Raw genomic sequence first — 25,626 nt, 5'->3', positions numbered from 1 at the left:
CCACGACCTGGCATGGAACGCCTGCAGGCTGGGTACTGTACGGCGGTGAACATGGAGTCCCGGGGGCCTCGCCGTCCCGGTCGGCCTCCCTCCTTGACCAGGGACGACGTGGCGCGGGCCGCTCTGGCGGAGGGCTTGCCGAACCTGTCGATGCCCGCCGTCGCCCGGCGGCTGGGCGTCAGCCACTCCACCCTGTACCGGTACGTGCGCGACCGGGACGACCTGCTGGTCGCGGCCCTGGACCTCGCGCTGCGCGAGTTCGACTGGCCGGGCACCGACCTGGGGTGGCGGGAGGTCATGGTCTCGTTCGCCGACGCGGTGTGGCGCTTCCTCGAGCAGCACCCTGGCATGGCGGAGACCTCGCAGGTGGTCCCGAGCATGCCAGGCAAGGCACTCGGGATCGCGGACCAGTACGTGGTGCGGCTGCGGGCGGAGGGGCTCAGCGCCCGCGACGCCGTGATCGCCGTGGACTTCACCACGGACCTCACGGTCGCGGCGGAGATCGGCGTGCGCCGGATGAGCCGGGTCTTCGACACCTCGCGCGGCAGGCGCAGCCTGCGCGAGCTGTACGAGAGTCAGGAGGCGTCGCGGTTCGAGCGGCGTGGCTGGCTCGATGACAAGCTCGCGATCATGCTCGACGGCCTCGCCAGCAGGCTCGGTCAGCCGGTGGCCGGCGTGCCGTGCGACAAGCCCGTCCCTGCCACGCCGTCGGTGGTGCCGGACCGGGACGCGATCGCCGCGGCCGGGCGGGAGATCGCGCGCCGCGACGGCCTCCACGCGGTGACCATCGGGGTGGTCGCCGAGGAACTGGGGACCACGATGGCCGCGCTGCGGCAGGCGATCGGCGACCGCGACGGTGTCGTGGTCGCGATGCTCGACGCGGTCGCGGCGGACATGGTGGAGCCCGAGCCCTCGGCCAACCCACGTGCCGAGATCCTCGCCCTCATCTCCGCCATGCACGAGGTGCTGGCGGCCGATCCATGGTCGGTCCTCGCGGTCACCATCGACGGGCTGGCCGGCCCTCGGGTGGTGCCGCTCGTGCGGCGGCTGTTCGACGCGTTCCGCGCCGCAGGCCTACCGGAGGCGGACATCCCTGACGCGTCGCGGATCCTGTGGGAGCACGTCTACGGCACGGTGCTCGGCCGGTACGACACGTTCGACCGTGACACGTTCGCCAACCGCGCGGCCGCGGCGGCGGACCTGCCGGTGCTGCCCGCGCGGTCCGGTCTCTCGACGCTGGGGCTGGAGATCGTCGTGGATGGAATCCTCCGCCGCTTCGCTGCTAAGAGGGTGCGCGAATAGGGTCGGTGGATGTCCGCCGCCCTATTCGCGCACCCTCTTAGGATGATCGCGTGCGAGTGTCGATCGGTGCGGTAAGGGCGGATGCGACCGAGTTCCTCGCCGACCCGCTCGGTCCGGCGACGGTCGCGCGGTCGCTCATGGACCAGCCGGGGGAGGGCGGTCCGGTATGGGCCGCGTACGCCGACAAGCACCTGTTCGACCTCCCCGGCCTTCACCACCACGACGATGACAAGTCAGCTGACTTGATTGTGTGGGGCAAGGCGCTGGACTGCCTCGCGCACCGATACGTGCGTACCGTGTCGTCATTGTCCGGCGGGCCCCACCGCCTGTACGTGCTGACCCGCCAGCGGCTCGCTCTGTACACCCGTACTGAACCCGGTGGGTTCCTCGCCAGGGCGGCACGGGTGGGCAGCGGCATCATGGCGCTCGGCAAGGACCTCGCCGAGCGCGTCGCCGACCGGCGCAAGCTGTGGGGCTTGGGCAACGTCGAGGGCGAGCCGGTCGCGCCACCGAAGATGGAGCCGCTGGCCGAGATCCGCTGCGGGCAGATCGCCGGATTCGAGGTGGCGGAGCGCGCGGCGGCGCCCGTGCTGCGGCTCCGGCTGGTCGACGGCTCTGGCCTGGACTTCCTGGTCGGCATGACCGACCGCGACGAGTGCGAATACGCCCTCGGTCTCACCAACGGCGCACCGCCGCTACGGCCCGGTGCCCGCGGCGACTGGGCCGCGAAGCTCGCGCGGGAGGCACTCGAGCAGGCCACCGTTCTGCTGCCGGGTGCGGAGATCCTGGTGGCGGCCACGGCGAACGCCGGGTACGTTGGCGCCCAGCTCGGCCGTGAACTGCGGGTGCCGCACACCCCGCTTGGCCGGATGCCCGGGCTGAACCTGCCACCGGCGCGCTGGCCGCTGCCCGCCGTGACCTCGCAGGGACCGGACGGCTGGCTCGACGACCCGACGATCGCCTACTGGGCGCAGGCGGACCGCGCCGACCGCGACGCCGTGGCGGTCGCCGACCTGCTCGCCCACACCGCGGGTGCCGCCCGGCTGGTGCTGACCCGCGACCGGCTGACCCTGATCGTGGCGACCGCGTCGCTGACCGATCCGCCGGACCCCACGCGGCCGGTCACCTCGGTGCTGGACGTGCCGGCGGCCCGCGTCCGCAGGGTCACCGCCGAGCTGGCGGGCCGGAGCCTGCCGCCGAAACCGTGGCTGCGCGTCGACTTCACCGACGGCTCGACACTGCGCCTGCGCGACCCGATCGCGGCCCGCCACGCCGCGACAATGGGAAAGGGCTAGAGGAGCGACGGCTCCGGGTTGCCCACCGCGCGGATGGCCTTGCGTACCGGGACGAAGAACATCAGCACCAGGCCGACGAAGAAGAAGACCACCAGCGAGATGATCGCCGGCCGGTACGAGCCCGTCGAACCGGCGACCGCGGCGAACAGCAGCGGCCCCATCCACGACGTGGCGCGCTCACCGATCTCGTAGATCGAGAAGTACTGCGCCTCCTTGCCCGGCGGCACCATCTGGCTGAACAGCGACCGCGACAAGGCGTTCGTGCCGCCCAGCACCAACCCGATCCCGGCCGCCAGCAGGTAGAACTGCAGTGCCTGCCCGGCCTGCACGAAGTACGCGGCCGCGATCACGAGCAGCCACACCGTCAGGCTCATCATGATCGTTCGCTTCGCGCCGACGCGCCGGGCCACGACGCCGTGCAGCACGCCGCCGACGAACGCCACGAACTGCACGATGAGGATGGTCGAGATGAGCACGGTCTGGTCGAAGTTCAGCTCCTCCGACCCGTACTGCGCCGACACGTTCGCGACGGTCGCGATGCCGTCGGTGTAGATCAGGTACGTGCCGAGGAAGGCCAGCGTCAGCGGGTACGCCCGCGCCAGCTTCACCGTGTTCTTCAGCTCGCGTAACCCGCCGATCATCACCCCGCCCGCGCCGTGCTCCGAACCGTGCGGACGCTGGTGGTCCTTCAACCGCCGCAACGGGATCAGCGTGAACGCCGCCCACCAGATGCCCGACAGCAGGAACGCGACCTGCGCCGCGCCGCCCTCGGACAGCCCCAGCGAGTCGTGCGCCAGGTACACCACGAGCTGCACCAGCAGCGCCAGCCCGCTGCCCAGGTACCCGAACGCCCAGCCGCGAGTGGACAGTCCGTCCCGTTCGTCGGCGGTCGCGATCTCCGGGATGAACGAGTAGTAGATCACCACCGACGTGCCGTAGCCGATGTTGCCGAGGATGAACAGGAAGACCCCGAGCTGCCAGTTCGTGCCGCTCACCAGAGCCATCAGCGCCGTCGCGATCGCACCGCCGAACGCGGAGAACGCGAGCATCCGCTTCTTGTTCTGCGTGCGGTCGGCGATCGCGCCGAACAGCGGCACGATCAGCACCTGGATGAGCGTGGCGGCGGCGAGCAGGTAGCCCCACAGCGAACCGGCCTGGAAGTCGAGGCCGAACACGGAGATCTGGCAGTTCACGAGCTTGTTGGTGCCGCCGTCACCGTCGGACGGGCACGGGTTCGGGCCGTTGGTGGCCTTGTCCGCGATGGCCGCGTCCGCCGCGATGGCGGTCAGGTACAGCGACCCGAAGACGGTGATGACCGACGTCGGGAACACCGAGTTCGCCCAGTCGTACCAGACCCAACCGCCCTGCTCACGCTTGCGGTCGGGGGCGCTGGGCACCGTCTCGGGGCTGCCATCCACCACGCTCATTGAACCTCCGTCCGAGGGTTGGCACGCGGACCCTACAGGGACAGGTGGCAAGGGTGATCCACTTGGGACAGCTGATACAAAACAGTGCCGTGACAGGTGTGACTGATGGTGCGGTTGTGGCATCTGTGACTCAGACGTACGGTCCTTGCATGAGCGGTAGGCAGATCGTCCTGAGCACCTTCCTGGCGACCGGACTCCTCATCGGCCTCGCGCAGACCACCGCCGTGGCCGATCCACCCGGCGGCGACTGGGCCCGCCTGCGGCTGTGCGAGTCGGGCGGCCGCTACAACATCGTCTCCGCGAGCGGCAAACACCACGGCGCCTACCAGTTCGACCTGCCCACCTGGCGCAGCGTCGGCGGCACCGGCCTCCCGCACCGGGCCACCCCCGCCGAACAGGACTACCGCGCGCTCTACCTGTACCGGATGCGCGGATGGCAGCCATGGACCTGCGCCCGCAAGCTCGGTCTCCGCGAAGACGGCCACGCACGCAGCAAACGTGTCCCCAGCTACGCCGAGTCCGCCTACATGGGCGGTAGCTCCGCGCCACCCCCGGCGGCATGGATGCCGCCGTGGCCGGGCAAGGTCTTCCAGTACGGCGACTGCCACCGCGCCCTGCGTACCTTCCAGCTCCGGATGAACGCCTTCGGCTACGACTTCCAGGGCACCGGCTGCTACCGCGACGAAACCCGTACAGCCGTATTTGCACTGCAGCGCGCGAACGGCATCAAGGACTCCGGGCTGCTCGGCCCGAAGACCTGGACCGCCGCGTGGCGGGGCCAGCCACCCAGACGCTGATCAGGCGGTCCGCCGGTACCGGCGGACGAGCAACCCCGCGAGCCCGGCCACCACGACCCCGCCCGCGAGGAACAACCACGGCGCGGCATCCGATTCGTCAGGTACCGCCGTCTGCCGGCTGCGCGGCGCCACCTGGCCGGGATCGATCAACGCCTTCGGTGCGCCGGGCACAGCCTCCTGCGGTGCGCCCATGTTCGCGTCCGGTGCCGACGGCGGGAACGACGGCCGCACCGGACCCCACTCGTGGTCCGCCCGCTCGGTCATCATGCTCGGCGCGATCGCCACCTCGCCCGGGACCGTCACCGTCGCCACCAGCGCGTCCGGCATGATCACGTCGTGCTGGGACCCGATGGTCCACCGGCCATCGTGCGGGAACACCACCTCCGCCGAATAGTGGCCGTCGGTCGCGCCCGCCGTGCCGGGAAAGTCGACCACGGTGCCCTTCTCGTCGGTCGCCAGCAGCGCGGTCGGCCCCAGATCGCCACCCTGGAACGGATACGACCCGTGCTGGAGGATCCAGTAGCCGAACGTGTAGGTCACGCCGGCCTCGACCCGCGCGGGCGGCGGATCGAGCAGGGTCTCCTCCCACGCACCCGCCTGCGCCGGTGCGGCCGCGAGGAGCCCGGTCGCCAGCACCGTCAACGTCACCACGAGGAATCGCCGCGTTCTCATGCCATGACTACACCGGTGGAACCCATCCGGTTCCGGCGGTGTACCACCTGACACGAGACCGGTCGAGGAGCACGAGACGGAAGAGGACGAGGCAGTAGCGCGAGCACGGAATGGTGACCAGGAGGCGTATGCGTACCTGGTCGCCCGGTACAGCGCGCTCGCGCACCGGACCGCCTACCTGCTCGGCGCCGGCCACGAGGCCGAGGACGTGGTGCAGGAGGCGTTCGTGAAGGGCTACCGCGCGCTCGGCTCGTTCCGCGCGGATGCCGCGTTCCGGCCATGGCTGCTGCGGATCGTCGCCAACGAGACCCACAACCTGCGCCGCTCCTTCCGCCGCCGCACCACCCTCGAACTGCGGATGGCGCTGCGGCCCGACACCGCCGACCCGGCCTCACCCGAGCAGTCCGCCGTCGCCGCCGACACCCACGCCTTCCTCCTCACCGCCGTCAACGCCATGCCCCAGCGCGACCGGCTCGTCCTCACCTGCCGCTACTTCCTCGACCTGTCCGAGGCCGAGACCGCGCAGGTGCTGGGCTGGCCACGCGGCTCGGTGAAGTCCCGGCTGTCCCGCGCGCTGGAGAAGCTGCGCCGCGCACTGCCATCGCACCTGGCGCAGGAGGTGACACGTGGCCGATGACCTCGAAGCCGCCCTGCGCTCACTCGGCGCCCGGCTGGACGTGCCCGACCCGCCCCCGATGACCGACCGGGTGCTGGCCCGCCTCGACCGGCCCGCGCCCAGCACGCTCCCGCGCCGACTGCTCGCCGCCGCCGTGGCCGCACTGGTCGCGCTCGCCACGGCCATGGTCGTCTCCCCGGCGGTCCGCGCCGCCGTCCTCGACTTCCTGCGCATCGGCGGCGTGGAGCTACAGAACGCCCCCGCGCCCGTCACCCCGTCCCTTGACCCGCCGCTGCCGGGGGAGCGGGACGTCACCCTCGCCGAGGCGAGGGCCGCCGTCGACTTCCCGCTGCGCGTGCCAACCGGTCTCGGCCCGCCGGGCGCGGTCCGCCTGATCGACGGCGACCGCGTCGTGACCATGGCGTTCGGCGCCGTCCGCGTCGACCAGTTCGACGGCGGCCTCGATCAGATGTTCACCAAGTTCACCACGGCCGAGGACATCCACCACGTGACCGTCGACGGCGGCCCCGCGGTCTGGGTCGACCGCCCCCACCCGGTCCTCTACACCGACCGCGACGGCAACCTGCGCGAGGAGACCGCCCGCCTGGCAGGCACCACCCTGATCTGGGAGGCCGACGGCGTCACCTACCGCGTGGAGGGCGACCTCACCGAACGAGAGGCGATCGCGATCGCCGAGTCCATCCGGTAGCCGTCACGCCGAGGGCCATGCCCCCCGTGCCCGCAGCACGTCCCGCAGCACCCCCGGCCTGTCGGTCATGATCCCGTCCACGCCGAGGTCGATCAGCTCGTGCATCTGGTCCGGCTCGTCGATGGTCCACACATGCACCTCGACGCCACGCCGCCGCGCGGCCGCGATCAGCCGCTTGTCCACGACCGTCACCCGGCCCTGCCGCACCGGCACCTGCGCGATCCGCTGGTGCCCACGCCTGTCCCGCACGAACGCGGGCAGCCTGCCCGCCGCCCACAGCCGCGCGATCGCCCTCGTGCCCATCGACGTCAGCAGCCCGTCACCCGCGCTGCGCCGCACCCGCTCCAACCTGGCCTCGGAGAACGACGCGACACACACCCGGCCGAACGCGTTCGTCCTGCGCAGCGTGTCGACCAGCGGCTGGATCGCAGGCGACGCCTTCACGTCGATGTTCAGCAACGCGTCCGGCAGTTCCTCGAGCAGGTCCTCCAACCTGCTCACCGGTTCCCGCCCGCCGATCTTCGCGGCACGCACCGCCTGCCACGACTGCCGCGCGATCGGACCGGACATGTCGGTGGTGCGGTCGAGCACCGCGTCGTGGTGCACCACGACCACCCCGTCGGACGTCGCGTGGACGTCGGTCTCCAGGTACTGGTAGCCCTCGCTCATCGCCCGCCGGAACGCGGACAGCGAGTTCTCCATACCGTCGAGGTCGTCGTAGTGCCAGCCCCGGTGGACGAACGCACGCGGGTGCGGCCCGGCGAGAAAAGCGTGGTCATGCACACTGTGGAGTGTGCCTCAGCGGCGTGGCTCGCCGGTGCACGGGCAGTGGCCAGCTAGCGTCAGACTCGTGAGGTTCGACAGGTGATCGCTCCAGAACGACTCAAGTCCCGCGCCGACGTCCGGCACTGCGGCTGGTGCGGTCTGCGGTTACCGGAGGACGGCAAGGTCGGCCGTCCACGCAGGTACTGCTCCCAGTCCTGCCGTCAGCGCGCATACGAACGCCGCTCCGCGGTCCAGCGCGGCGGCTTGCCGGAGGACGCGGTCGTCCTGTCCTCGGCCGAGCTCGCCGACCTCCAGGACCGGCTCTTCCAGCTCCGCTGCGCCGCCGAGGACGTGGCCACCGCCGCCGACGACGGCGCGGGACCGCTCGAACTCAAGAACCTCGCCGCGGCGGTCGTCGAAAACGCTCATGGCCTTGAGCGGCTGCGCTAAACCCACTCAGTCGACTACGCTTCGTGCGCAATTGCCCGATCAACGACGCGAGGCACGCGGATGGACACCGACGGCACCTCACTGAGTGAGGTGCTGGACGCCGCTGACACGGCGTTCGCCGTGACCGACACACGATGCTGTGTGCGCTGGTTGAACCGCGTCATGGCCGAACTGCTCGCCCTCACACCGGAGCAGTGCGTCGGCCGTTCCCTGCCCGCCCTTCTGGTTGGCGCACCCGACGGTCCCGGCGAGCGCGACAGCGCCGACAGCGTCGTCGTGTCCCTCCGAACGGGCACCGATCAGCATCGCTGGCTCGAGGTCCGCTGCACTCAGCTCAACGACGGTTACCTCTATCGGGTTAGTGATGTGAGCCGTTGGCGCGAAAGTGACGTCGAACCGGCAGAACGCGACGAATGGCAGAAGGCGCTCATCCGAATGGCCGACGAGGACCCCCTCACCGGCCTGCTCAACCGGCGCGCCCTCACGAGGGAACTGGAACGCCAGCTCGCCCTCGGCGGCGACGGCGCCCTCCTGCTGCTCGACCTCGACAACTTCAAGGACATCAACGACCTCCGCGGCCACCCGGCGGGGGACCGGGTCATGTGCACGCTCGCGAACGTCCTGCGGGACCGCCTCGGCGCGGGCCACATCCTCGGCAGGCTCGGCGGCGACGAGTTCGCCGTCGTCCTAGAGGACACCGACGAGGCCACCGCCGTCCGCGTCGCAGACCGGCTCCGCAACGCCGTCGCCACCATCCCCGTCACCGGCGGCGTCGGCACCACCCGCATCACCGTCAGCGCGGGCGTCGCGGGATTCCAGTCGGGGGAGAGCTGGCAGGACGTCCTCGCCAACGCCGACCTCGCCCTGTACGCGTCCAAGGACGGCGGCCGCAACCGCGTGACCGTGTACGAGCAGGGCCACTACGCCGACACCGCCATGCGCGTCACCGTCCTCGACCGGCTCCGCAACGCCCTCACCAACGGGGGCCTCGAACTGCACGCCATGCCGATGGTCAAGCTCGGCAGCAACCGCGTCGTCGGCCACGAGCTCCTGCTGCGTATGGAGGACGGCCGCCAGCCAAGGCTCGGCCCGGGGGAGTTCCTGCCCGCCGCGGAACGCAGCGGACTCGTCCTCGAAATCGACCGCTGGGTCGCGGGCACCGCCATCGACGCGCTCGTCGCACACCCGTACCCGGGCCTGCGGTTCAACGTCAACGTCTCCGGCCGCACGCTGGAGGACGAGGACTTCGGCGATTACGTACTCGACCGCCTCGCCGCCGCGGGCGTGGCACCCGGCAGGCTCGGGTTCGAGATCACCGAGACCGCCGCCGTCACCAACCTCGCCGCCGCACGCAGCCTCGCCCAGCAACTGCGCGCCAGCGGCTGCCGCATCTCCCTCGACGACTTCGGCGCGGGCTTCGGCTCGTTCGTGCACCTCAAGCAACTGCCGATCACCGGCGTCAAGATCGACGGCGAGTTCGTCCGCGGCATCGACTACGGCAGCCGGGACACCGTGCTGGTACAGGGAATCGTCGACATCGCCCGCGGCCTCGGCGTGTCCGTCGTCGCCGAGTGGGTCGAACGCGCGACCCAGGTCGACGCGCTGGCGCGGCTCGGAGTCCGGGTGGCACAAGGCTTCCACCTCGGCAAGCCCGAGCCGCTCAGCGATCTGCTCGCGCGCCCGCACGGCACATGGATGCGCTCGCCCCGCCTCATGCCGAACGCGGAAGACGCGGGCGAGGCGATGTCATTGGACGCGCAGAACTCCACGTGAGGACTTGACGTACTCAACCGTGGTTCAAGCGGGCCGCTGTACACATGAAGGACGACCTGGTCGGGTCGGGGAAAACCCTTTGGTGGGCGGTGGTGCGCAATGTCCAAGTCGAACTCCACGGCGGAGATCAGCGGCCTGCAAATCTGTATCGTCAATACCGATGCCCAGATCGACGCCGCGCTGGACAACGGAGACCGGCGCGCGTTCCGGGTGTGGTGTCTGCGCCGGGCCTCGCTGATCGCCAGGGTCGAGCGGGTACTCGTCGAAGTGGCGATGACGACGGCTGCCTAGTCGCGTCCTACCCTGACCTCAATATCGTCACGTGACGAAAAGTGACTGAGGTCAGGGGAGGGACGGGGGAGATAGCTTGAGCGGGTACCCCGCCGCTCGGCCGCGACCACGGGAACGTGTTCCCGCCCAGGGCAGTGAAAGTTCCCTCAGAAGCATCCTCCTGAGATTTCTCCTCGCCAGGTTCTGCCAACGGCACCAAGTCGGCCGCTCACACGGTTGTCCCATAGGGGTGGGAACCGAATACGCCAGAAACGGGCCGCGGTGTAGCTCAGGTGCTGGTCAGAGCAGTTCTTACGGGTGACTGCGACGCAAGCGGAGAACCTGCTGCGGTGAGGCGCTGGTCCCGGACGGTGCCCGGGGCTCGGTTGTTCTACCTGCGGATGTACAGCCGGGTCGGGAAGGGCGCTCCTGAGCGCGTCGGACGGGTGGGCGAGGTGCGCGGGGTCCTTGGCGGGGCGGGGCCGGTGTCGCGCGCGATGGTGTAGGTGCGCGCGCGGTCACCGCTTCGGCTGGCGGCGCTGACGACGAATACCGTGGAACGTCTACATCCGAGATTTCGCCGGTTTTACCGTCTGGGAGACCAACACAGACCGCTGACCAGTTCATCGTATAACCATGAGACCGTTGCGTTTTGCTGCGCTCGTTCGCACAGGAGTTGAAGACGACCGCCGCGGTCGGCACGGCGTCGATACGTCGGCCGACCGTGGACTCGGTCGGTAAGGGCGCGGCCTCGGCAACACCGCAGTCCGAGAACTCGGGACCAGTGGTGCCACCCTCATCCCAGACCGGCTCTGACCAGCACCCGAGCTACACTACGGCCCGTTTCTGGCGTATTCGGTTCCCACCCCTCCATAAGTTCGATAGTTCGAAAAAGTTCGATAATCTACATTATGTTAAGTAAGTGGTGTGCCGACCCCGTCTCCTGACCCCCGCCAGTACGCTCCTCCAGTGGCACACGCCACGAAGGCCGGTGTCACAGAACGCCAGGGACCGGCGTCTTGTGGGCGACACAGCCGAGCCCGAGGAGACAGGTACCGCCCATGTCCACGTCGCCGATCGCGGACCCCGCCACCGAGACCTTCGTCGCGCACCGCAACCTGCTCTTCACCGTCGCCTACGAGATGCTCGGTTCGGCGGCGGACGCGGAGGACGTCCTGCAGGAGACGTGGCTGCGCTGGGTGGGCGTCGACCTCGACACGGTGCGCGAGCGGCGTGCCTATCTGGTCCGGATCACCACCCGCCTGGCGCTCACCCGGCTGCGGACGCTGGGCAGGCGCAAGGAGTCGTATGTCGGACCGTGGCTGCCGGAGCCGTTGCTGACCGCGCCGGACGTGGCCGAGGACGTGGCGCTGGCCGACAGTGTCTCGATGGCGATGCTGTTGGTCCTCGAAACACTGGGGCCGACCGAGCGGGCGGTCTTCGTGCTGCGTGAGGTGTTCGACGTCGGGTACGACGAGATCGCGGAGGCCGTCGGCAAGAGCCCCGCCGCCGTCCGCCAGATCGCCCACCGGGCACGGGACCACGTCGCCGCGCGGCGGCCGCGTGACGTGGTCTCCCCCGCCGAGACCCGGACCGCGCTGGCCGCGTTCCAGCGGGCCGTCGAGACCGGCGACCTGCAGGGCCTGGTCGACATCCTCGCGCCGGACGTGGTCGTGCTGACCGACGGCGGCGGGATCAAGCAGGCGCTCCCCCGGCCTGTCGTGGGAAGGGACAAGGTGGTGCGCCTGCTCGGTGTCGGTGTGGAGCGGCTCGGTACGGCCGAGGCGTCGTTCGAACTGGTGCAGGCCAACGGTTGTCCGGCGCTGCTCCTGCGGCTCGCCGGGGAGATCGATGCCGTCATCGCCGTACGGGTCGAGGACGCGTTGGTCACCGGGCTCTACTTCGTGCGCAACCCGGAGAAGCTGTCGCGGGTCGGGCGGGAGACCGCGGTGAGCCGGTGAGCCGGGCGCTGGGTCAGGCGCTCCGTTCGGCGAGCACCGTCAGGTAGTGCGGGTTGGTCATGATCCCGATGACGTTGCCGAAGGGGTCGACCGCGGACGCCGTCTCGAAGCCTTCTCCCCGGGCGGTGATGCCGTCCAGTTGTGTCGCGCCCATGGCGAGCAGGCGCGCGAGCGTGCCGCTCAGGTCGTCGACATGCCAGTACATGATCACGCCCGCCGGGCCGTTCCTGACGTCGTGTGATGCGAACCTGCTGTCGATGAGGCCGAGTTCGGCCTGGTGGTCGCCGATCCGGTACTCGAGGTACGCGGGTGCGCCGTCGTGGTCGCGCCGGAAGTAGGGCGGCAGGCCGAGCAGGTCGGTGTACCAGGCCTCTGCGGCGGTCATGTCGTCGGCGTAGTAGCTGATGGTGGCGAATCCGCGGAACATGTCGGTGATCCCTTCGGCTGTGGGGCTCTGCTGGACTTCACTCTGCTCCGCAAAGTGCTCACCGATTGCGCACTTTTCCGGGGAGAATGGGGTCATGCGTGCCGACCGTCTTGTGGCGACCCTCCTGCTCATGCAGGCGCGTGGCCGGGTCACCGCCGCCGAGATCGCCGATGAGCTGGAGGTTTCCGTCGCCACGGCGCGGCGGGATCTCGAAGCCCTGTCGACCGCGGGTATCCCGGTGTACCCGCAGCCCGGCCGTGGTGGCGGCTGGTCGCTCGTCGGCGGTGCCCGCACGGACCTGTCCGGGTTGTCCTCGGCCGAGGCGCAGGCGTTGTTCCTGCTGGTCGGGCCCGCGGCCGCGGTCGCCCCGGAGGCGAAGGCCGCGCTCCGCAAGCTTGTTCGGGCGCTGCCCGGCACGTTCCGTGCCGATGCCGAGGCCGCAGCGGACGCCGTGGTCCTGGACCCGGCGCGCTGGGGTGAGCGCTCCCGGGAGCGCTCACCTGTGGTCGCGTTGTTGCAGCAGGCGGTGGTGGGGCGCAGGACGGTGCGGTTCACCTATGAGGGGCGTGGGCGGGAGCGTGCCGTGCGGACCGTCGAGCCGTGGGGTCTGGTCGACAAGGACGAGATCTGGTACCTGGTCGCCGGCACCGAACGCGGTCAGCGGACGTTCCGGGTCGACCGTATCGCCGACGCGGAGATGACTGCCGAGACGTTCGACCGGCCTGCCGACTTCGACCTGTCGTCGGCGTGGGAGGGGGTCGTCACCGAGGTCGAGCGACGCAGGTCGCTTGTCTCGGCAACGGTTCTGGTGGCGGCGCGGTTCGTGTTCGTGCTGCGGGACCAGTACGGGCGGCACTGCGAGGTGCTCGACACGCTCGACGACGGCCGGGTCCGGGTCCGGCCGCGCCCACTCCCCTCATGATCGCGCAGCCGCTCGCCGGGTGGGGCGCCATGCTCGATGTCGAGGACTCCCCCGAGGTACGTGCGGAGCTGGCGCGGCTGGGTGCGGAGCTGGTCGCGCGTTATGCCGGCACGGGCAGCGGCCCGACGTCGTAGGTGTAGAGCCAGCCGGTGGCCTTCTCGTAGAAATGCTTGAGGCCAAAGGACATCATGGTGTCGTTGAGCCGCCTGCGGAGCTGCCCGCGGCGAACCCGCCGAGTTGGAGCAGTCCGTGACGTTCGTCAATGTCTGTGTCCACACCAGGTCGACCGGGCCAAGCTGGTGTGGTGAACCGTTACCTGCTTGACAACCGCCGCCCGGAGGCGGGCGAGCGGTTCGTCGCGCTCGCCGAGTTGTTTGATCCGTGGACGTTCCGCCACCTCGACGACCTTGGTCTCGGCGAAGGATGGCGGTGCTGGGAAGTGGGCGCGGGCGGTGTCTCGGTGCCGCGGGGCCTGGCGGAGCGAGTGGGACCGAGTGGGCGGGTGCTGGCCACCGACATCGACGTGTCGTGGACCGAGCCCGCGGCGGATGGTGTCCTTGAGGTGCGCCGCCACGACGTGCTCCGCGATCCGCCGCCGTCCGAGACGTTCGACCTGGTTCACGCGCGGCTGGTACTGGTCCACCTCTCCGACCGCGCGGCCGCGTTGCGAGTCCTGGTCGACGCACTGCGTCCGGGTGGATGGCTGGTGATCGAGGATGCGGACCCCGCGTTGCAGCCGCTCGCCTGCCCGGACGAGCGCGGCCCCGCCGAGGAGCTGGCGAACCGCCTGCGCGCCCGGATCCGGACACTGATGGCCGAGCGCGGCGCGGACCTCGCGTACGGTCGCACGCTGCCCCGGCTGCTGCGTGAGTCAGGCCTGAGTGACGTGCGAGCGGAGGCCTATTCCCCGATCGCGTCACCCGCGTGCTCGATCCTGGAGGCGGCCACGGTCCGGCACGTCCGCGACGAGCTGCTGGCCGCGGAGTTGGCGACGGAGGAGGAGATCGAGACACATCTCGCCAACCTCGCCCTCGGCGACATGGACCTCACACTCGCACCGATGATCACCGCATGGGCCCGCAAAAGGGACATGCCTTAGCTACTCCCCATGCCAGTGGCGCCACAGGGTGGCGTACTCGCCGCCTGCCGCTACCAGTTCGTCGTGGCTGCCCAGTTCCGTGATGCGGCCACCGGCCATGACCGCCACGCGGTCGGCGTAGTGCGCGGTGTGCAGTCGGTGGGCGATCGCGATGACCGTACGGCCGGCCAGCACGGCGGCCATCGCGCGTTCGGCGTGGCGTGCGGTGGCCGGGTCGAGCAGCGCGGTGGCCTCGTCGAGGATCACCGTGTGCGGGTCGGCGAGCACGACCCTCGCGAGCGCGAGCTGCTGGGCCTGTGGCGCGTCCAGTGCCATGGCGTTGGCACCCAGCTCGGTCGACAGCCCGTCCGGCAGCTCCCGCACCCACGTCGCGTCGACGGCCGCGAGTGCCGCGTGCATCGCGTTGTCGTCCGCGTCCGGCGCGGCGATCGCGAGGTTGTCGCGCACGGTGCCGATGAACACGTGGTGTTCCTGGGTGACCAGCACGATCCGCCGCCGCAGCTCTTCCGGTGCGAGCAGCGCGACCTGCGCGCCGCCGACCGTGATCCGGCCCGCTCTCGGCACGTCCACCCCGGCCAGCAGCCGCCCGAGCGTGGACTTCCCCGCCCCGGACGGGCCGACGATCGCGAGCCGCTCCCCCGGCCGCACCGAAAGGTCGACGCCGTGCAGCACATCCCGGCCACCGCTGTACGCGTACCGCACGCCGGCGACCTCGAGCCGGTCGTCGTCGGGCGTCGCGTCGCCCACCGGCGCTGGCTCGACCTCGCCGACCCCCTTCAGCCGCGCGAGCGACGCGCCGCTGCGCTGCACCTGCTCCAGCCACATCAGCACCTGGTTGATGGGGTTGATCAGCTGCATCGCGTACAGGCCGATCGAGATCACCGCACCGAGGCTCACCAGGTCGTCGAAGTACATGACGCCACCGACCATCAGCACGACCACCATCGCCGTGATGCTGGTGAGGTCGATCATCGGGAACAGGACGCTGCGCAGGTAGAGCGTGTGGACCTTGGTGCGGAAGCCTTCCCGGACCGCCACGTCGCCGTCGGCCACCCGTCGGGCCCGCAGGTTGAACGCCTCGATCGTCCGCGCGCCGTCGACCGTGGCGGCGATCGACTCGGACAGCTCGGAGGTGGCCGCGCCCTCCGCGAGGTAGGCGACCCTGGCGCGCTTGAGGTACCACCTGCCCGCGAACCACAGCCCGGAGATGCCCAGGAGAGCGAGCCCCGCCAGCGGTGGGCTCAGCAGGAACATCGCGCCGAAGATGAGCGTCGCCTGCAGCGTGCCCATGAACACCTCGGGCGCGGCGTCGCGCAGGGCGGCGCCCACCGTCGCGACGTCGGCGGTGGTGCGGGACATCAAGTCACCTGTACCGGCACGTTCGACCACCGCGGTCGGCAGCGCGAGCGCCCGGCCGACGAACTCCTCGCGCAGCCGGGCGAGGGAACGTTCGGCGAACCGGTGCGCGAAGTAGCGGGCGAACCGGGTGAGCACCATGTGCCCGGCCGCGAACGCGACGATGGCGAGTGCCAGCAGGTCCACGGTTGCCAGGTCAGGTGTACCGGATTCGACCTGGTTGACGATCCGGCCGATGAGCCACGGCGCGCCGAGCCCGGCGGCGGCCGCGAGGCAGGTCGTCACGACGACCAGCGCTGTGGCGCCGGGGTCCGCGCGGACGATGTCCATGCCGGCCCGCCGCACCCCGCGTGCGCCGGTGACGGGCAGCCGCCAGCTGTCAGTCACGGACGAGGTCCTCCTCACTGCCGCGGAACGCGACGGTCCGGTAGCCGGGCTGGGTCGCGAGGAGGTCGGCGTGGGTGCCGGTGGCGGCGACCCGTCCGTCGGCCAGGTACGCGACGCGGTCGGCGCGGTCGAGCAGCAGCGGCGACGTCGCCACCAGCACGGTGGTGCGGCCTCGCCGGGCAGCGTGCAGCCGCGCGGCCACCACCGACTCGGTGTGCGCGTCGACCGCCGAGGTCGGCTCCACGAGCAGCAGCACCTCGGGGTCGGCGAGCAGCGCGCGCACGAGCCGCAGCCGCTGTCGCTGCCCGCCGGACAGGGACCGGCCCTGCGCGTCGACGAACGAGTCCGCGCCAGAGGGCAGCGCGTCGACCACGTCCTCGGCCATCGCGACCCGGATGGCGTCGGCGACGGCCCGGTCGTCCGCCTGGTCGTCACCGCCGATCCGGGCGGCGACCACGTCCCGCAGCGCACCGGCGAACAGGTAGGCGTCGTTGTCGGCGACCAGCACGCGGGACCGCACGTCGGCGAGCGGGATCTCCGACAACCGGCGGCCGCCCCAGGTCACCGCCGAGTCGGTGTAGCGGCCGAGCCGGTCCACCAGCTGGCTGGCCTCGGCGGGGGTCGTGGCCGCGATCGCGAGCAACTCGCCCGGCCGGACGGTCAGCCCGCTGTCGGGATCGTGCAGCGGCGCTGCCCCGGCCGGTGCCGATACGGTTGACCTGCCACCGTCCTTGACGGCGGGTTCGAGGGTGAGCACGTTCGTCACGCGGCGGGCGGCGACCAGACCGCGGCTGATGTCCTGCGCGCCCTCGATGAGGAAGTACACCGGCGTGGACAGCACGGCGACATACCCGTACACGGCGACCATCTCGCCGATGGTGATCTCGCCCGCCGCGGTCATGCGTGCCGCGAGCCACGTGACGGCCGCGAGGAACAGGCTCGGCAGCCCGACGCCGACCCCCTCGATCCAGCTCGCGACGGCGCCGACCCGGTAGCCCTCGGCACGCAGTGCCTGTGAGCGGTCCCGGTAGCGCTTCGCGAACAGGTCCTTGCCGCCGATGCCGCACAGCACTCGCAGCCCGGCGACGATGTCGCCCGCGCGGGCGGTGAGCGCGCCCTGGTTCTCCCGGTACACCGACTCCGTGCGGCGCAACCGGTTGAGCAGCGGCCCGATCGACAGCACGAACAGTGGCACACCGACCAGGACCACCGCCGCGAGCAGCGGGGAGATCGACACGAGCAGCACCGCGACCGTGCCGTAGGTGACGATCGCGCCGACACCCGGCCCGGTGGAGGTCATGGTGCGGGCGATGCGGTCGAGGTCGGCGGCGCCGATGCTCACCACCTCTCCGGAGGTGACGCGGCGCGGGAGTTCGGCGCCGACCCGCACGGCGTGCCGGATCACCACCTGGACGGTGCGGTAGGCGGCGTCGTTGCGGATGAAGGTCATCGTGCGGTGCCGCATGACCCCGATGCCCGCGGTGGCCACCCCCGACACGGCGAGCACCACGACCCAGAAGCCGAGCGCGCCGAGATCGCGGGCGCGCAACCCGTCGTCGATAGCGCGGGCCAACAGGTAGGGCGGGAGCATGAGCAGCACCATCCATGTGGTGCTCAGCGTCGCTCCGAGCGCTACCCGCCAGCGCTGCATCCGCACGAGCCACCACAGGAAGCGCAGCGGGCCGCGCGCGTCTGGCACACCCGGATCGGCGTAGGGGACCTTCGGCCGCATGATTCCCACCCTATGCATCCGCGTCAGTCGTTTTCCGGATGTCGGTTCCGCTCCTGGCGTAGCGGGTGCGCCGGAACAGGACCTCACTCGACGTGACCACGAGCGTGACGCCACTGCCAGTCGTGAGACGCTGATGCCAATGCACGCGAACCGCACTCCTGCCCGGCAACCGAGATGCGCGGCGCAGTCCTCGGCGCTCGGTGAGCCGCTCGCGGGCACGGCCGCGTTCGCCCGGTCATGGCTCGCGATCGAACAGCCGGGACCGTGGGGCCGGGAGGCGCTGTCGGCGAGCCACCTCGACGAGGGTGTCGCGAAGGAGCTCGCCGCGCTGGCGGCGGGGACCGGGGTGCGGATCGTGCTGATCCGCAGGCCGGGCCGCCACCCCGACCGGCACCGTCCGGTGCCCAGGCACGTCTACCTCGCGCACACCGCGCCAGGCCGCACCTGGCTGGAACGCACGATGCTCACCGACCCCAAGCAGCTCCTCGACCTGGACTTCGCCCGGGCGGGCGCCGGGGTTCCCGGGTTACTCGGTACACCTGTATCGGATCCGCTGCTGCTGGTGTGCACGAACGGCAGGCGCGACGTGTGCTGTGCGTTGCTGGGCCGTCCGATCGCGGACGAGCTGGCGGTCACGCATGGCGAGCGGGTGTGGGAGTGCACTCACATCGGCGGGCACCGGTTCGCGCCGACCGCGGTGCTGCTGCCGACCGGGTACTCCTACGGCCGGCTGACCATCGACTCGGCGACGCGTCTGCTGGCGGGCGGGCCCGACCTGACCGACTGCCGCGGCCGGTCCACGTGGTCCCCGCCCGGCCAGGTCGCGGAAGTGGCGGTGCGCGAGTCGACGGGCATCACCGACCTGGACGCGCTGACGGTGACGACCGTCGAAGAGCCGGTCGAGGACGGCTGGCTGGTGACGGTCGCGCACCGGGACGGCCGGGCATGGCGGGTGGCGGTCACCGAACAGGAGATTTCTGACGGCCGCGCGGCGAGCTGTGGCGCGGACCCGACCCCGGCGGTCGCGTTGTCGGCGCAGTCAGTCAGCGCGGTCAGTCAGCGCCCGCCCGAAGCGCCGGGGCGAACCGGGCGGTGAGCCAGCGGCGCTGCCACGGGGTCTCGACCGCGCGGGGGTGGTAGGTGGCGCGGGTCCACGACACGGCGTCGGCGGCGGGGACACCCGCGAGGATCGCGAGCGCGGCCACGGTGGTGCCGGTGCGCCCGACCCCACCGCCGCAGGCGACCTCGACGCGCTGTCCGTCGAGCGCGCGGCGGTGCAGGTCGCGGATCCGGGTGACCGCGGCGCTGGTGTCGCGCGGGAGCAGGAAGTCCGGCCAGTCGAGCCACTCGTGCGGCCAGGTGAACGAGTGCCGCGCCCGGAGTTTCCTGGAGCCGAGGTAGAGCCCGAACTCGGGCGGCGCACCGCCGGGTGCGGGGTTGCGCAGTCCACGCCCCCGTACCCAGGCGCCGTCGGGTAGCTGGATCGCGTCATCGAGCCGGGTCATTCGACCACTATGGAGCATCCGAGGGCCCGGTCGTCCCCGTTCCGCTGACCGCGAACCGGGACGTGTCCCCGTGGGGAGACAATCGCGCCCCATAATCCCCAGCCGCCCACAACGGAACCCATCGCCGGCAATTCTTCGGTCCCGCACAACAATGGCCCCGACTCCCACCGGGAATCGGGGCCATCGCGGTCCAGGTCGCTGACGAGGTTACGGATAGCGCGGCGGCTCGTCGGACAGTTCCGTCGACTCGTTCGGACGCCCGGGCGGCGGTGTCCGAGGACCACCCAGCCCCGGCGGCTCGTAGGCCGGGGGCAGCGGTTCCGGCGCGGGCTCCGGCTCCGGCGGACCGGCAGGCAGCGGCGGCCGGGACAGCGCCGCTGGTGCGGCGGGCTTGGACAGCGGGCTCGGGACCTCTTGGCGCGCAACGGCTTCCGCCGCGCGCACCGCCTCGGCGACCTGCGGGTCGGTCGAGGTGTCGAACCAGCTCTCGATCTCGTCGTCGTCATCGTCGCGGCGCGCGGGCGGCTCGTAGGCGGGCGGCTCGTACCGGAAGACCCCGTCGTCGCCGGGGGCGCCCAGCGCCTTCGCGAAACCTTCGAGCGCCTTGCCGAAGTCGTTGGGCAGCATCCAGACCTTGTTGGCGTCGCCCTGCGCCATCTGCGGCAGCGTCTGCAGATACTGGTACGCGAGCACCTCCGGCGTCGGCTTGCCGGCCTTGATCGCGTCGAACACCTTCTCGATGGCCTTCGCCTGTCCCTGCGCCTGCAGGTACCGCGCCGCGCGCTCACCCTGCGCCCGCAGGATCCGCGACTGCCGCTCACCCTCGGACGCGAGGATCGCCGCCTGCTTGGCGCCCTCCGCGGACAGGATCTGGCTCTGCTTCTGGCCTTCCGCGGTCTTGATCGCCGCCTCGCGGGTACCTTCCGCGGTCAGGATCATGGCGCGCTTCTCCCGGTCCGCGCGCATCTGCTTCTCCATCGAGTCCTGAATGGACGGTGGAGGATCGATCGCCTTCAGCTCGACACGCGCGACGCGGATGCCCCACCGGCCGGTGGCCTCGTCCAGCACACCACGCAGCTGGCCGTTGATGGAGTCACGCGACGTCAGCGTCTCCTCCAGGCTCATGCCACCGACCACGTTACGAAGCGTCGTGGTGGTCAGCTGCTCCACACCGACGATGTAGTCGGAGATCTCGTACACCGCGTCACGAGGGTTGGTGACCTGGAAGTAGACGACCGTGTCGATGGACACCGTCAGGTTGTCCTGGGTGATCACCGGCTGCGGAGGGAAGGACACGACCTGCTCGCGGCGGTCGATGCGCGCACGGACACGGTCGAGGAAGGGCACCAGGAAGTTCAGGCCGGGCTCGGCGACCGACCGGAACCGGCCGAGCCGCTCGATCACCGCGGACTGAGCCTGCGGGATCACGAGGATCGACTTCACCACGACCGTGAGTACGAACAAAACCACGACCGCGACGACGATGAGAATGATCAACATGCCTCCACTCCGGACGGCGCTTCCTGGGCGGTGTTGTGGAAGTAGATCACATCAGCCACCCGAACATGCGCATGTCGGGGTGGCATCCACCAGAAGTCGGCACGCGTCCACCCCCACGCCGGTCAATCCAAGTCCGCCAGCACGACGGCGGTCGCGCCGGCGATCTCCACGATCGTCACCTTGGCGCCCGGCTCGATCGCCTGCTTGTCGTCGAACGCGCGAGCCGACCACACGTCACCGTCGAGTCGCACCTGCCCGCCGCTCGCGTCGACCATCGACACGGCGACCGCCTTGCGGCCGATCAGCGCATCGGCGTTGGTGTGCACGAGCTCGCCGTGCATTCTGCGTTTGAGCCAGGGCCGCGCGAACGTCACCAGCCCGATCGACACCAGCGCGAACACCGCGCAGCTGACCAGGGTGTTCCCGAAGATCACCTCGGTGCCCGCACCCGCGAGCGCGCCGACGCCGACCATGAGCAGGAAGAAATCCCCGGATAGCATCTCAGCGGCGATCAGCGCGATTCCACCGATGAGCCAGAACAATGCGGCCATAGCGGCAATGATCTCAGACCCACGCCACCCTGGTCACTACTCTTCACCGGTGGTGACGAAATCGATGAGCCGCTCCACCGCGCCGATCAGCGGTGTCTCCAGGTCCTTGTAGCTGCGCACACCGGCGAGCACGTGCCGCCAGCCGTCGGCCGGTTCTCCCCAGCCGAGGGCCGCGCAGATTCCTTCCTTCCACGGCGTGCCACGCGGGATCGCCGGCCACTGCCCGATGCCGACCGCCGCCGGTTTCACCGCCTGCCACACATCCACGTACGGGTGGCCGGTGACCAGCACGTTCGGGTCACGCACCGAGTCGACGATGCGGGTTTCCTTGCTGCCCTTCACGAGGTGGTCGACGAGCACGCCCAGCCTGCGGTGCGGCGCGGTGCCGAACTCGGTGACCAGCGCGTTCAGGTCGTCGATGCCGTGCAGCGGCTCCACGACCACGCCCTCGACGCGCAGGTCGTGGCCCCACACGCGTTCCACGAGTTCCGCGTCGTGGATGCCCTCGACCCACAGCCGGCTGTCGCGCGCGGTGCGAGCCGTGTGGCCCGTCACGCGCACCGACCCGGACGCCGAGATCACTCGTTCGGGCGCCTTCTTCTGGGTGGGCCGGACGAGCGTGACGGGTTTGCCGTCGATCAGGAAGCCCGCCGGGGTGAGCGGGAACAGACGGTGGCGGCCGTGCCGGTCCTCGAGCACCACGTTGCCGTTCTCGAACCGCACGACGGCGCCGGTGAAGCCGCTCGCCGGGTCCTCCGCGACGAGGCCCGGTTCGGCGGCCACCTCCGGGATCTGCTTGCGGGCCCGGCCGCGGGCCAGGATGTCGCCGTAGTTCTCCGATCGCACGGCTGGTCACCCTATCGAGGTTGGTGGCGAAAACTTTGGACCGAGGGCGTCGGAGAACGCGTGTCCCGGACGACGATGGGGACATGGGCACGCGAGAAGGCCCGGCATCGGCATCAGCACCGGACCCGGCGCTGGGCCTGCTGGCACGGTACGACGAGGCGTTACCGCACGTCTACGGCTACCTGCTGGCGCGCTGCGGGAACCGGTCGCTCGCCGAGGACCTGACCGCGGACGCGTTCCTGGCCGCGGTGGTCGCGGTCCGCACCCCGGGCGCGCCGGAGCCGACCGTGCCATGGCTGATCGGGGTCGCGCGGCACAAGCTCGCCGACCACTGGCGGCGCCTCGCACGCGAGGAGCGCGGGCTGCGGCTCGTCGACGGCGGCGCCGAGGACCGCGAGGACCCATGGGACGAGGCGGTCGACGCGATCCGCGCCCGCACGGTCCTCGCCGGGCTCGGCCCGCACCACCGGGCGGCGCTGACGCTGCGGTACGTGGACGGGCTGCCGGTCGGCGAGGTCGCGGACTGTCTCGGCAGGACCCTCACGCGACGGAGGCGTTGCTGGTGCGGGCCCGCACCGCGTTCCGCAGGAGCTATCGGGAGGAGGGCTCGTCATGACCGACCCGTTCGACGTGCTGCGCGAGCCGGCCGTCCCGGTGGCACCCGACCCGTCATTCACCGCACGGCTGCGGGAGCGTCTGACCCGCGCCGTGTTCGACCAGGGAGAAACCATGGCAGTACAGATGACTCGCAGAGAACCGGCGTGGCCGCCGTCGCTGACGCCCTACCTCGTGGTGTCCGACGCGCGGGCGGCGCTCGACTGGTACACGGAGGTCTTCGGCGCCCGGCAGCGCGGGGAGGCACACGTCGACGCCGACGGCACGGTCGGGCACATGGAGGTCGACATCGGCGACGCCGTGCTGATGTTCGCCGAGGCATCGGACCTCTACCCCGACGTGCCGGTGCGCGCACCCGACGCGCCGACGACGTTCAGCCACTCGCTCCACCTGCAGGTGCCGAACGTGGACGAGACAGTTGTATTGGCACAACGCCGCGGCGCCGTGGTCGAACGGCAGCCAAGGACGGAGCCCTACGGCCGGGCCGGGGTGGTCGTGGACCCGTTCGGTCACCGCTGGCTGCTGCTCCAGCCGCCGCGCGGTGCGACACGGCTGCGACAGGGCGACGTCGTTCGCGCGACGATCGTGACCCCGGACACGGTGCGGGCACGGGAGTTCTACGAGGCGGTGCTCCAGGTACCGCTCACGCCGGGCGGGACGCCGGGTTCGTGGGGCACCGATGAGACGCGCCCGCAGCTGGGCATGTGGTCACCGCAGGACACGGCACCAGAGGTGCAGCTGTGTTTCCGGGTGGACGACATCGTGGCGGCCGCCGCACGGGTCCGCGCGGCCGGCGGTGAGGCCGAGGAGGTGACCAGGCACCCGTACGGCCTGCTGTCGGAGTGCACCGACAACCAGGGCACACACTTCCAGCTGTGGCAGCCAATCGATTGACAGCACTGAGGGCAATGGCGAACACATAGGCGCCCGAGGGCATCGAGTACCGTGCACGTCAAAGGCGTGCACGTCAAAGGCGGTCACGTCGCGCTCCGTCGTCGGCTGGCTCCCCGCCGTGACCGTGGGCGCGCACTCGAAGACGAGGCGTGGCCGCACCCCCAAGTCTTCTGTATTGGAAAGCCATGCCCAAGAAGGTCGATCATCGTTCGCGCCGGGCCACCATCGCCGAGTCCGTGTGGCGGGTGTCCGCGTACGGCGGCATCGAGGCGGTCACCATGCGGCACGTCGCCGCGGCCGCCGGCATGTCGCTCGGCCAGGTCCAGCACTACTTCACGACCAAGGACGAGCTGCTGGCCTTCGCGTACGACCTGCTCACCGACCGCATCGCGGCACGGGTGAGTCAGCGGGAGGACCCACCGGGCGCCGACGAGCCCGAACCGAGGGACATCGTCCGCGAGGCGCTCGCCGAGCTGCTGCCACTCGACGAGGAGCGCACCGTCGAAGCGCACTTCCTGCTCATGTTCCTCGCCCGGTCCGCGGTGTCCGCCGAGTTCGCCGCCAGCCTCCGCAAGGAACACGCCGACCTGCACGCCTTCATCGTCGACCAGCTCCGGCGCGGGCAGCGCCGCGGCATGGTGGCCGTCCACCTCGACCCCGCCCGCGAGACACGCACCCTCCTCGCCGTGCTCGACGGCCTCATCACCCACGTGCTCGTCGGCCACCACTGCGCACCGGACGCCGAGCAGGCACTCGACGACCACCTCGACCGGCTGTTCAGCGGCTGAACCCGGCCGCCCGCCCGAACAACCCGGCCAGCACCCGCACCTGCTCCACCAGCTCCGGCGGCTCGAGCACCTCGAACTCGAAACCGATCTGCGCAAACGTAGACCGGGAAGTCGTCCAGCGACGGCCCACCCACATGCAACACACACGTATCGGCATCCCGCGCCTCGATCACCCCCGACGCGGGCGACACCCGCTCGGCCGCCACCTCGGCCGGCACGTGCAGCAACACCTTCCCCTGATACCGGTACGGCGCGTTCGAGATCGCCCGCGAGATGTACGCGGCCACGTCGTCGGTCGGTGGCTCCCGAGGTGGAAACCGGCCCACCACCGACGGCTCCGACGCAATACGGTCGACCCGGAACGTGCGCCACTCCTCCGCCGACCGATCCCAGCACAGCAGGTACCAACGCCGCCCAGTGCACGCGAGCCGCACCGGCTCGACCGTCCTCGGCGACGACGACCCGTCGGCCCGCTCGTAGGTGAACCGCAGCAGGTCCCGGTCCCGGCACGCCGTCGCCAACCGGGTGAGCAGCGCGGGCTCCACCGTCGGACCCCGGTGCGCCAGCGACACCGTCGCCTGCCCGACCGCGTTCACCCGGTGCCGCAACCGCGCTGGCAGCACCTGCTCCAGCTTCGCGAGCGCCCGCACCGACGTCTCCTCGATGCCGGTCACCGTGCCCGCCGTCCGCAGCCCCACCGCGACCGCCACCGCCTCGTCGTCATCCAGAAGCAGCGGCGGCATCGCCGCACCCGCCTCCAGCCAGTAGCCACCGGCGACCCCTGGCTGCGCCACCACCGGATAACCCAGGTCGCGAAGCCGGTCGATGTCACGCCGCACCGTCCGCAACGTCACCCCGAGCCGCTCCGCCAACAACGCACCCGACCAGCCTCGCCGCGCCTGCAGCAACGACAGCAGCTTCAACAGCCGAGCCGACGTCTCCAACATGCGGCAATCGTGCCACGAAT

Annotated in this window: 22 protein-coding genes and 4 pseudogenes; 15 read left to right on the top strand and 11 right to left on the bottom strand. The window is 70.8% G+C overall.

Annotation, left to right across the window (positions count from 1 at the left end):
* The first annotated feature begins 93 nt into the window (after positions 1-93).
* Positions 94-1,302 carry a TetR/AcrR family transcriptional regulator gene (locus WBA97_RS31535; protein WP_424234608.1) on the top strand — a complete coding sequence of 403 codons (1,209 nt, stop codon included), beginning with the start codon at positions 94-96 and terminating at the stop codon, positions 1,300-1,302.
* Positions 1,303-1,352: 50 nt separating this feature from the next.
* On the top strand, positions 1,353-2,597 hold the full coding sequence (locus WBA97_RS31530; RefSeq protein ID WP_424234607.1) for a hypothetical protein: 1,245 nt from the start codon (positions 1,353-1,355) through the stop codon (positions 2,595-2,597).
* Here the strand turns inward: WBA97_RS31530 and WBA97_RS31525 are convergent.
* Positions 2,594-4,024, bottom strand: a complete 1,431-nt coding sequence (locus WBA97_RS31525) for an MFS transporter (RefSeq protein ID WP_424234606.1) — start codon at positions 4,022-4,024, stop codon at positions 2,594-2,596. The genes WBA97_RS31530 and WBA97_RS31525 overlap by 4 nt on opposite strands.
* Positions 4,025-4,173: 149 nt before the next feature.
* Between WBA97_RS31525 and WBA97_RS31520 the strand changes: the two genes are divergently transcribed.
* The gene (locus WBA97_RS31520) at positions 4,174-4,821 is read left to right on the top strand and encodes a transglycosylase family protein (protein ID WP_424234605.1); all 648 of its coding nucleotides are present in this window, start codon (positions 4,174-4,176) and stop codon (positions 4,819-4,821) included.
* Here the strand turns inward: WBA97_RS31520 and WBA97_RS31515 are convergent, their stop codons facing one another.
* Positions 4,822-5,493, bottom strand: coding sequence for a hypothetical protein (locus tag WBA97_RS31515; RefSeq protein ID WP_424234604.1), 672 nt, complete (start codon positions 5,491-5,493; stop codon positions 4,822-4,824). It lies immediately after the preceding gene.
* A gap of 133 nt (positions 5,494-5,626) precedes the next feature.
* Here WBA97_RS31515 and WBA97_RS31510 point away from each other — a divergent pair.
* Positions 5,627-6,130, top strand: a pseudogene (locus WBA97_RS31510) (RNA polymerase sigma factor); the annotation flags it as partial.
* Positions 6,120-6,818, top strand: a complete 699-nt coding sequence (locus WBA97_RS31505; protein WP_424234603.1) for a DUF4367 domain-containing protein — start codon at positions 6,120-6,122, stop codon at positions 6,816-6,818. The pseudogene WBA97_RS31510 and the gene WBA97_RS31505, both read left to right, overlap by 11 nt.
* A gap of 3 nt (positions 6,819-6,821) precedes the next feature.
* Here the strand turns inward: WBA97_RS31505 and WBA97_RS31500 are convergent, their stop codons facing one another.
* Complete coding sequence (locus tag WBA97_RS31500; RefSeq protein WP_424234602.1) at positions 6,822-7,601, bottom strand: glycerophosphodiester phosphodiesterase; 780 nt, start codon at positions 7,599-7,601, stop codon at positions 6,822-6,824.
* 81 nt (positions 7,602-7,682) lie between these two features.
* On the opposite strand from WBA97_RS31500, the gene WBA97_RS31495 reads away from it, so the two are divergent.
* The 4 genes from WBA97_RS31495 (at position 7,683) to WBA97_RS31480 (ending at position 12,037) form a co-directional block, all read left to right on the top strand.
* The gene (locus WBA97_RS31495) at positions 7,683-8,033 is read left to right on the top strand and encodes a hypothetical protein (protein WP_424234601.1); all 351 of its coding nucleotides are present in this window, start codon (positions 7,683-7,685) and stop codon (positions 8,031-8,033) included.
* 60 nt (positions 8,034-8,093) lie between these two features.
* Positions 8,094-9,806: a putative bifunctional diguanylate cyclase/phosphodiesterase gene (locus tag WBA97_RS31490; protein ID WP_424234600.1), complete on the top strand. Its 1,713-nt coding sequence runs from the start codon at positions 8,094-8,096 to the stop codon at positions 9,804-9,806.
* Positions 9,807-9,905: 99 nt separating this feature from the next.
* Positions 9,906-10,097 carry a hypothetical protein gene (locus WBA97_RS31485; RefSeq protein ID WP_424234599.1) on the top strand — a complete coding sequence of 64 codons (192 nt, stop codon included), beginning with the start codon at positions 9,906-9,908 and terminating at the stop codon, positions 10,095-10,097.
* Between the two features lie 1,040 nt (positions 10,098-11,137).
* Positions 11,138-12,037: an RNA polymerase sigma-70 factor gene (locus WBA97_RS31480; protein ID WP_424234598.1), complete on the top strand. Its 900-nt coding sequence runs from the start codon at positions 11,138-11,140 to the stop codon at positions 12,035-12,037.
* A gap of 13 nt (positions 12,038-12,050) precedes the next feature.
* Here the strand turns inward: WBA97_RS31480 and WBA97_RS31475 are convergent, their stop codons facing one another.
* Positions 12,051-12,464, bottom strand: coding sequence for a VOC family protein (locus WBA97_RS31475; protein ID WP_424234597.1), 414 nt, complete (start codon positions 12,462-12,464; stop codon positions 12,051-12,053).
* 94 nt (positions 12,465-12,558) lie between these two features.
* On the opposite strand from WBA97_RS31475, the pseudogene WBA97_RS31470 reads away from it, so the two are divergent.
* Together WBA97_RS31470 and WBA97_RS31465 are read left to right on the top strand one after the other, a co-directional pair.
* Positions 12,559-13,520 (top strand): annotated as a pseudogene (locus WBA97_RS31470) (helix-turn-helix transcriptional regulator).
* Positions 13,521-13,690: 170 nt separating this feature from the next.
* Complete coding sequence (locus tag WBA97_RS31465) at positions 13,691-14,485, top strand: methyltransferase domain-containing protein (protein ID WP_424234596.1); 795 nt, start codon at positions 13,691-13,693, stop codon at positions 14,483-14,485.
* On the opposite strand, the gene WBA97_RS31460 is transcribed toward WBA97_RS31465, so the two are convergent.
* Together WBA97_RS31460 and WBA97_RS31455 are read right to left on the bottom strand one after the other, a co-directional pair.
* The gene (locus WBA97_RS31460) at positions 14,486-16,228 is read right to left on the bottom strand and encodes an ABC transporter ATP-binding protein (protein ID WP_424234595.1); all 1,743 of its coding nucleotides are present in this window, start codon (positions 16,226-16,228) and stop codon (positions 14,486-14,488) included.
* Complete coding sequence (locus tag WBA97_RS31455; RefSeq protein WP_424234594.1) at positions 16,221-17,960, bottom strand: ABC transporter ATP-binding protein; 1,740 nt, start codon at positions 17,958-17,960, stop codon at positions 16,221-16,223. The genes WBA97_RS31460 and WBA97_RS31455 overlap by 8 nt, the downstream gene beginning before the upstream one ends.
* Before the next feature lie 139 nt (positions 17,961-18,099).
* On the opposite strand from WBA97_RS31455, the gene WBA97_RS31450 reads away from it, so the two are divergent.
* Positions 18,100-19,056 (top strand): sucrase ferredoxin, encoded by a 957-nt coding sequence (locus tag WBA97_RS31450; protein WP_424234593.1) that lies wholly within the window; start codon positions 18,100-18,102, stop codon positions 19,054-19,056.
* Here WBA97_RS31450 and WBA97_RS31445 read toward each other — a convergent pair.
* From WBA97_RS31445 to WBA97_RS31430, 4 genes are all read right to left on the bottom strand, one after another.
* Positions 19,013-19,465, bottom strand: coding sequence for a protein-tyrosine phosphatase family protein (locus tag WBA97_RS31445; RefSeq protein WP_424234592.1), 453 nt, complete (start codon positions 19,463-19,465; stop codon positions 19,013-19,015). The two genes, WBA97_RS31450 and WBA97_RS31445, sit on opposite strands and share 44 nt — an antisense overlap.
* Positions 19,466-19,672: 207 nt before the next feature.
* Positions 19,673-20,965, bottom strand: a complete 1,293-nt coding sequence (locus tag WBA97_RS31440; RefSeq protein WP_424234591.1) for an SPFH domain-containing protein — start codon at positions 20,963-20,965, stop codon at positions 19,673-19,675.
* Between the two features lie 122 nt (positions 20,966-21,087).
* Positions 21,088-21,516 (bottom strand): NfeD family protein, encoded by a 429-nt coding sequence (locus tag WBA97_RS31435; protein WP_424234590.1) that lies wholly within the window; start codon positions 21,514-21,516, stop codon positions 21,088-21,090.
* 36 nt (positions 21,517-21,552) lie between these two features.
* Positions 21,553-22,362, bottom strand: a complete 810-nt coding sequence (locus tag WBA97_RS31430; protein WP_424234589.1) for a DUF3097 domain-containing protein — start codon at positions 22,360-22,362, stop codon at positions 21,553-21,555.
* 83 nt (positions 22,363-22,445) lie between these two features.
* On the opposite strand from WBA97_RS31430, the pseudogene WBA97_RS31425 reads away from it, so the two are divergent.
* From WBA97_RS31425 to WBA97_RS31415, 3 genes and pseudogenes are all read left to right on the top strand, one after another.
* Positions 22,446-22,978: pseudogene (locus WBA97_RS31425) on the top strand (RNA polymerase sigma factor).
* A complete protein-coding gene (locus tag WBA97_RS31420) occupies positions 22,975-23,871 on the top strand; it encodes a VOC family protein (RefSeq protein WP_424234588.1) in 897 nt (298 codons plus the stop codon). The pseudogene WBA97_RS31425 and the gene WBA97_RS31420 overlap by 4 nt, the downstream one beginning before the upstream one ends.
* A gap of 185 nt (positions 23,872-24,056) precedes the next feature.
* Positions 24,057-24,659, top strand: a complete 603-nt coding sequence (locus tag WBA97_RS31415; RefSeq protein WP_424234587.1) for a TetR/AcrR family transcriptional regulator — start codon at positions 24,057-24,059, stop codon at positions 24,657-24,659.
* Here WBA97_RS31415 and WBA97_RS31410 read toward each other — a convergent pair.
* Positions 24,649-25,606, bottom strand: a pseudogene (locus tag WBA97_RS31410) (helix-turn-helix transcriptional regulator). The gene WBA97_RS31415 and the pseudogene WBA97_RS31410 sit on opposite strands and share 11 nt — an antisense overlap.
* Positions 25,607-25,626 lie beyond the last annotated feature (20 nt).

This window comes from Actinophytocola sp., assembly GCF_049647105.1.
Taxonomy (GTDB): domain Bacteria; phylum Actinomycetota; class Actinomycetes; order Mycobacteriales; family Pseudonocardiaceae; genus Actinophytocola.
Note: the sequence above shows the minus strand (reverse complement) of the source record. Positions and strands in the feature narration are given on the sequence as shown.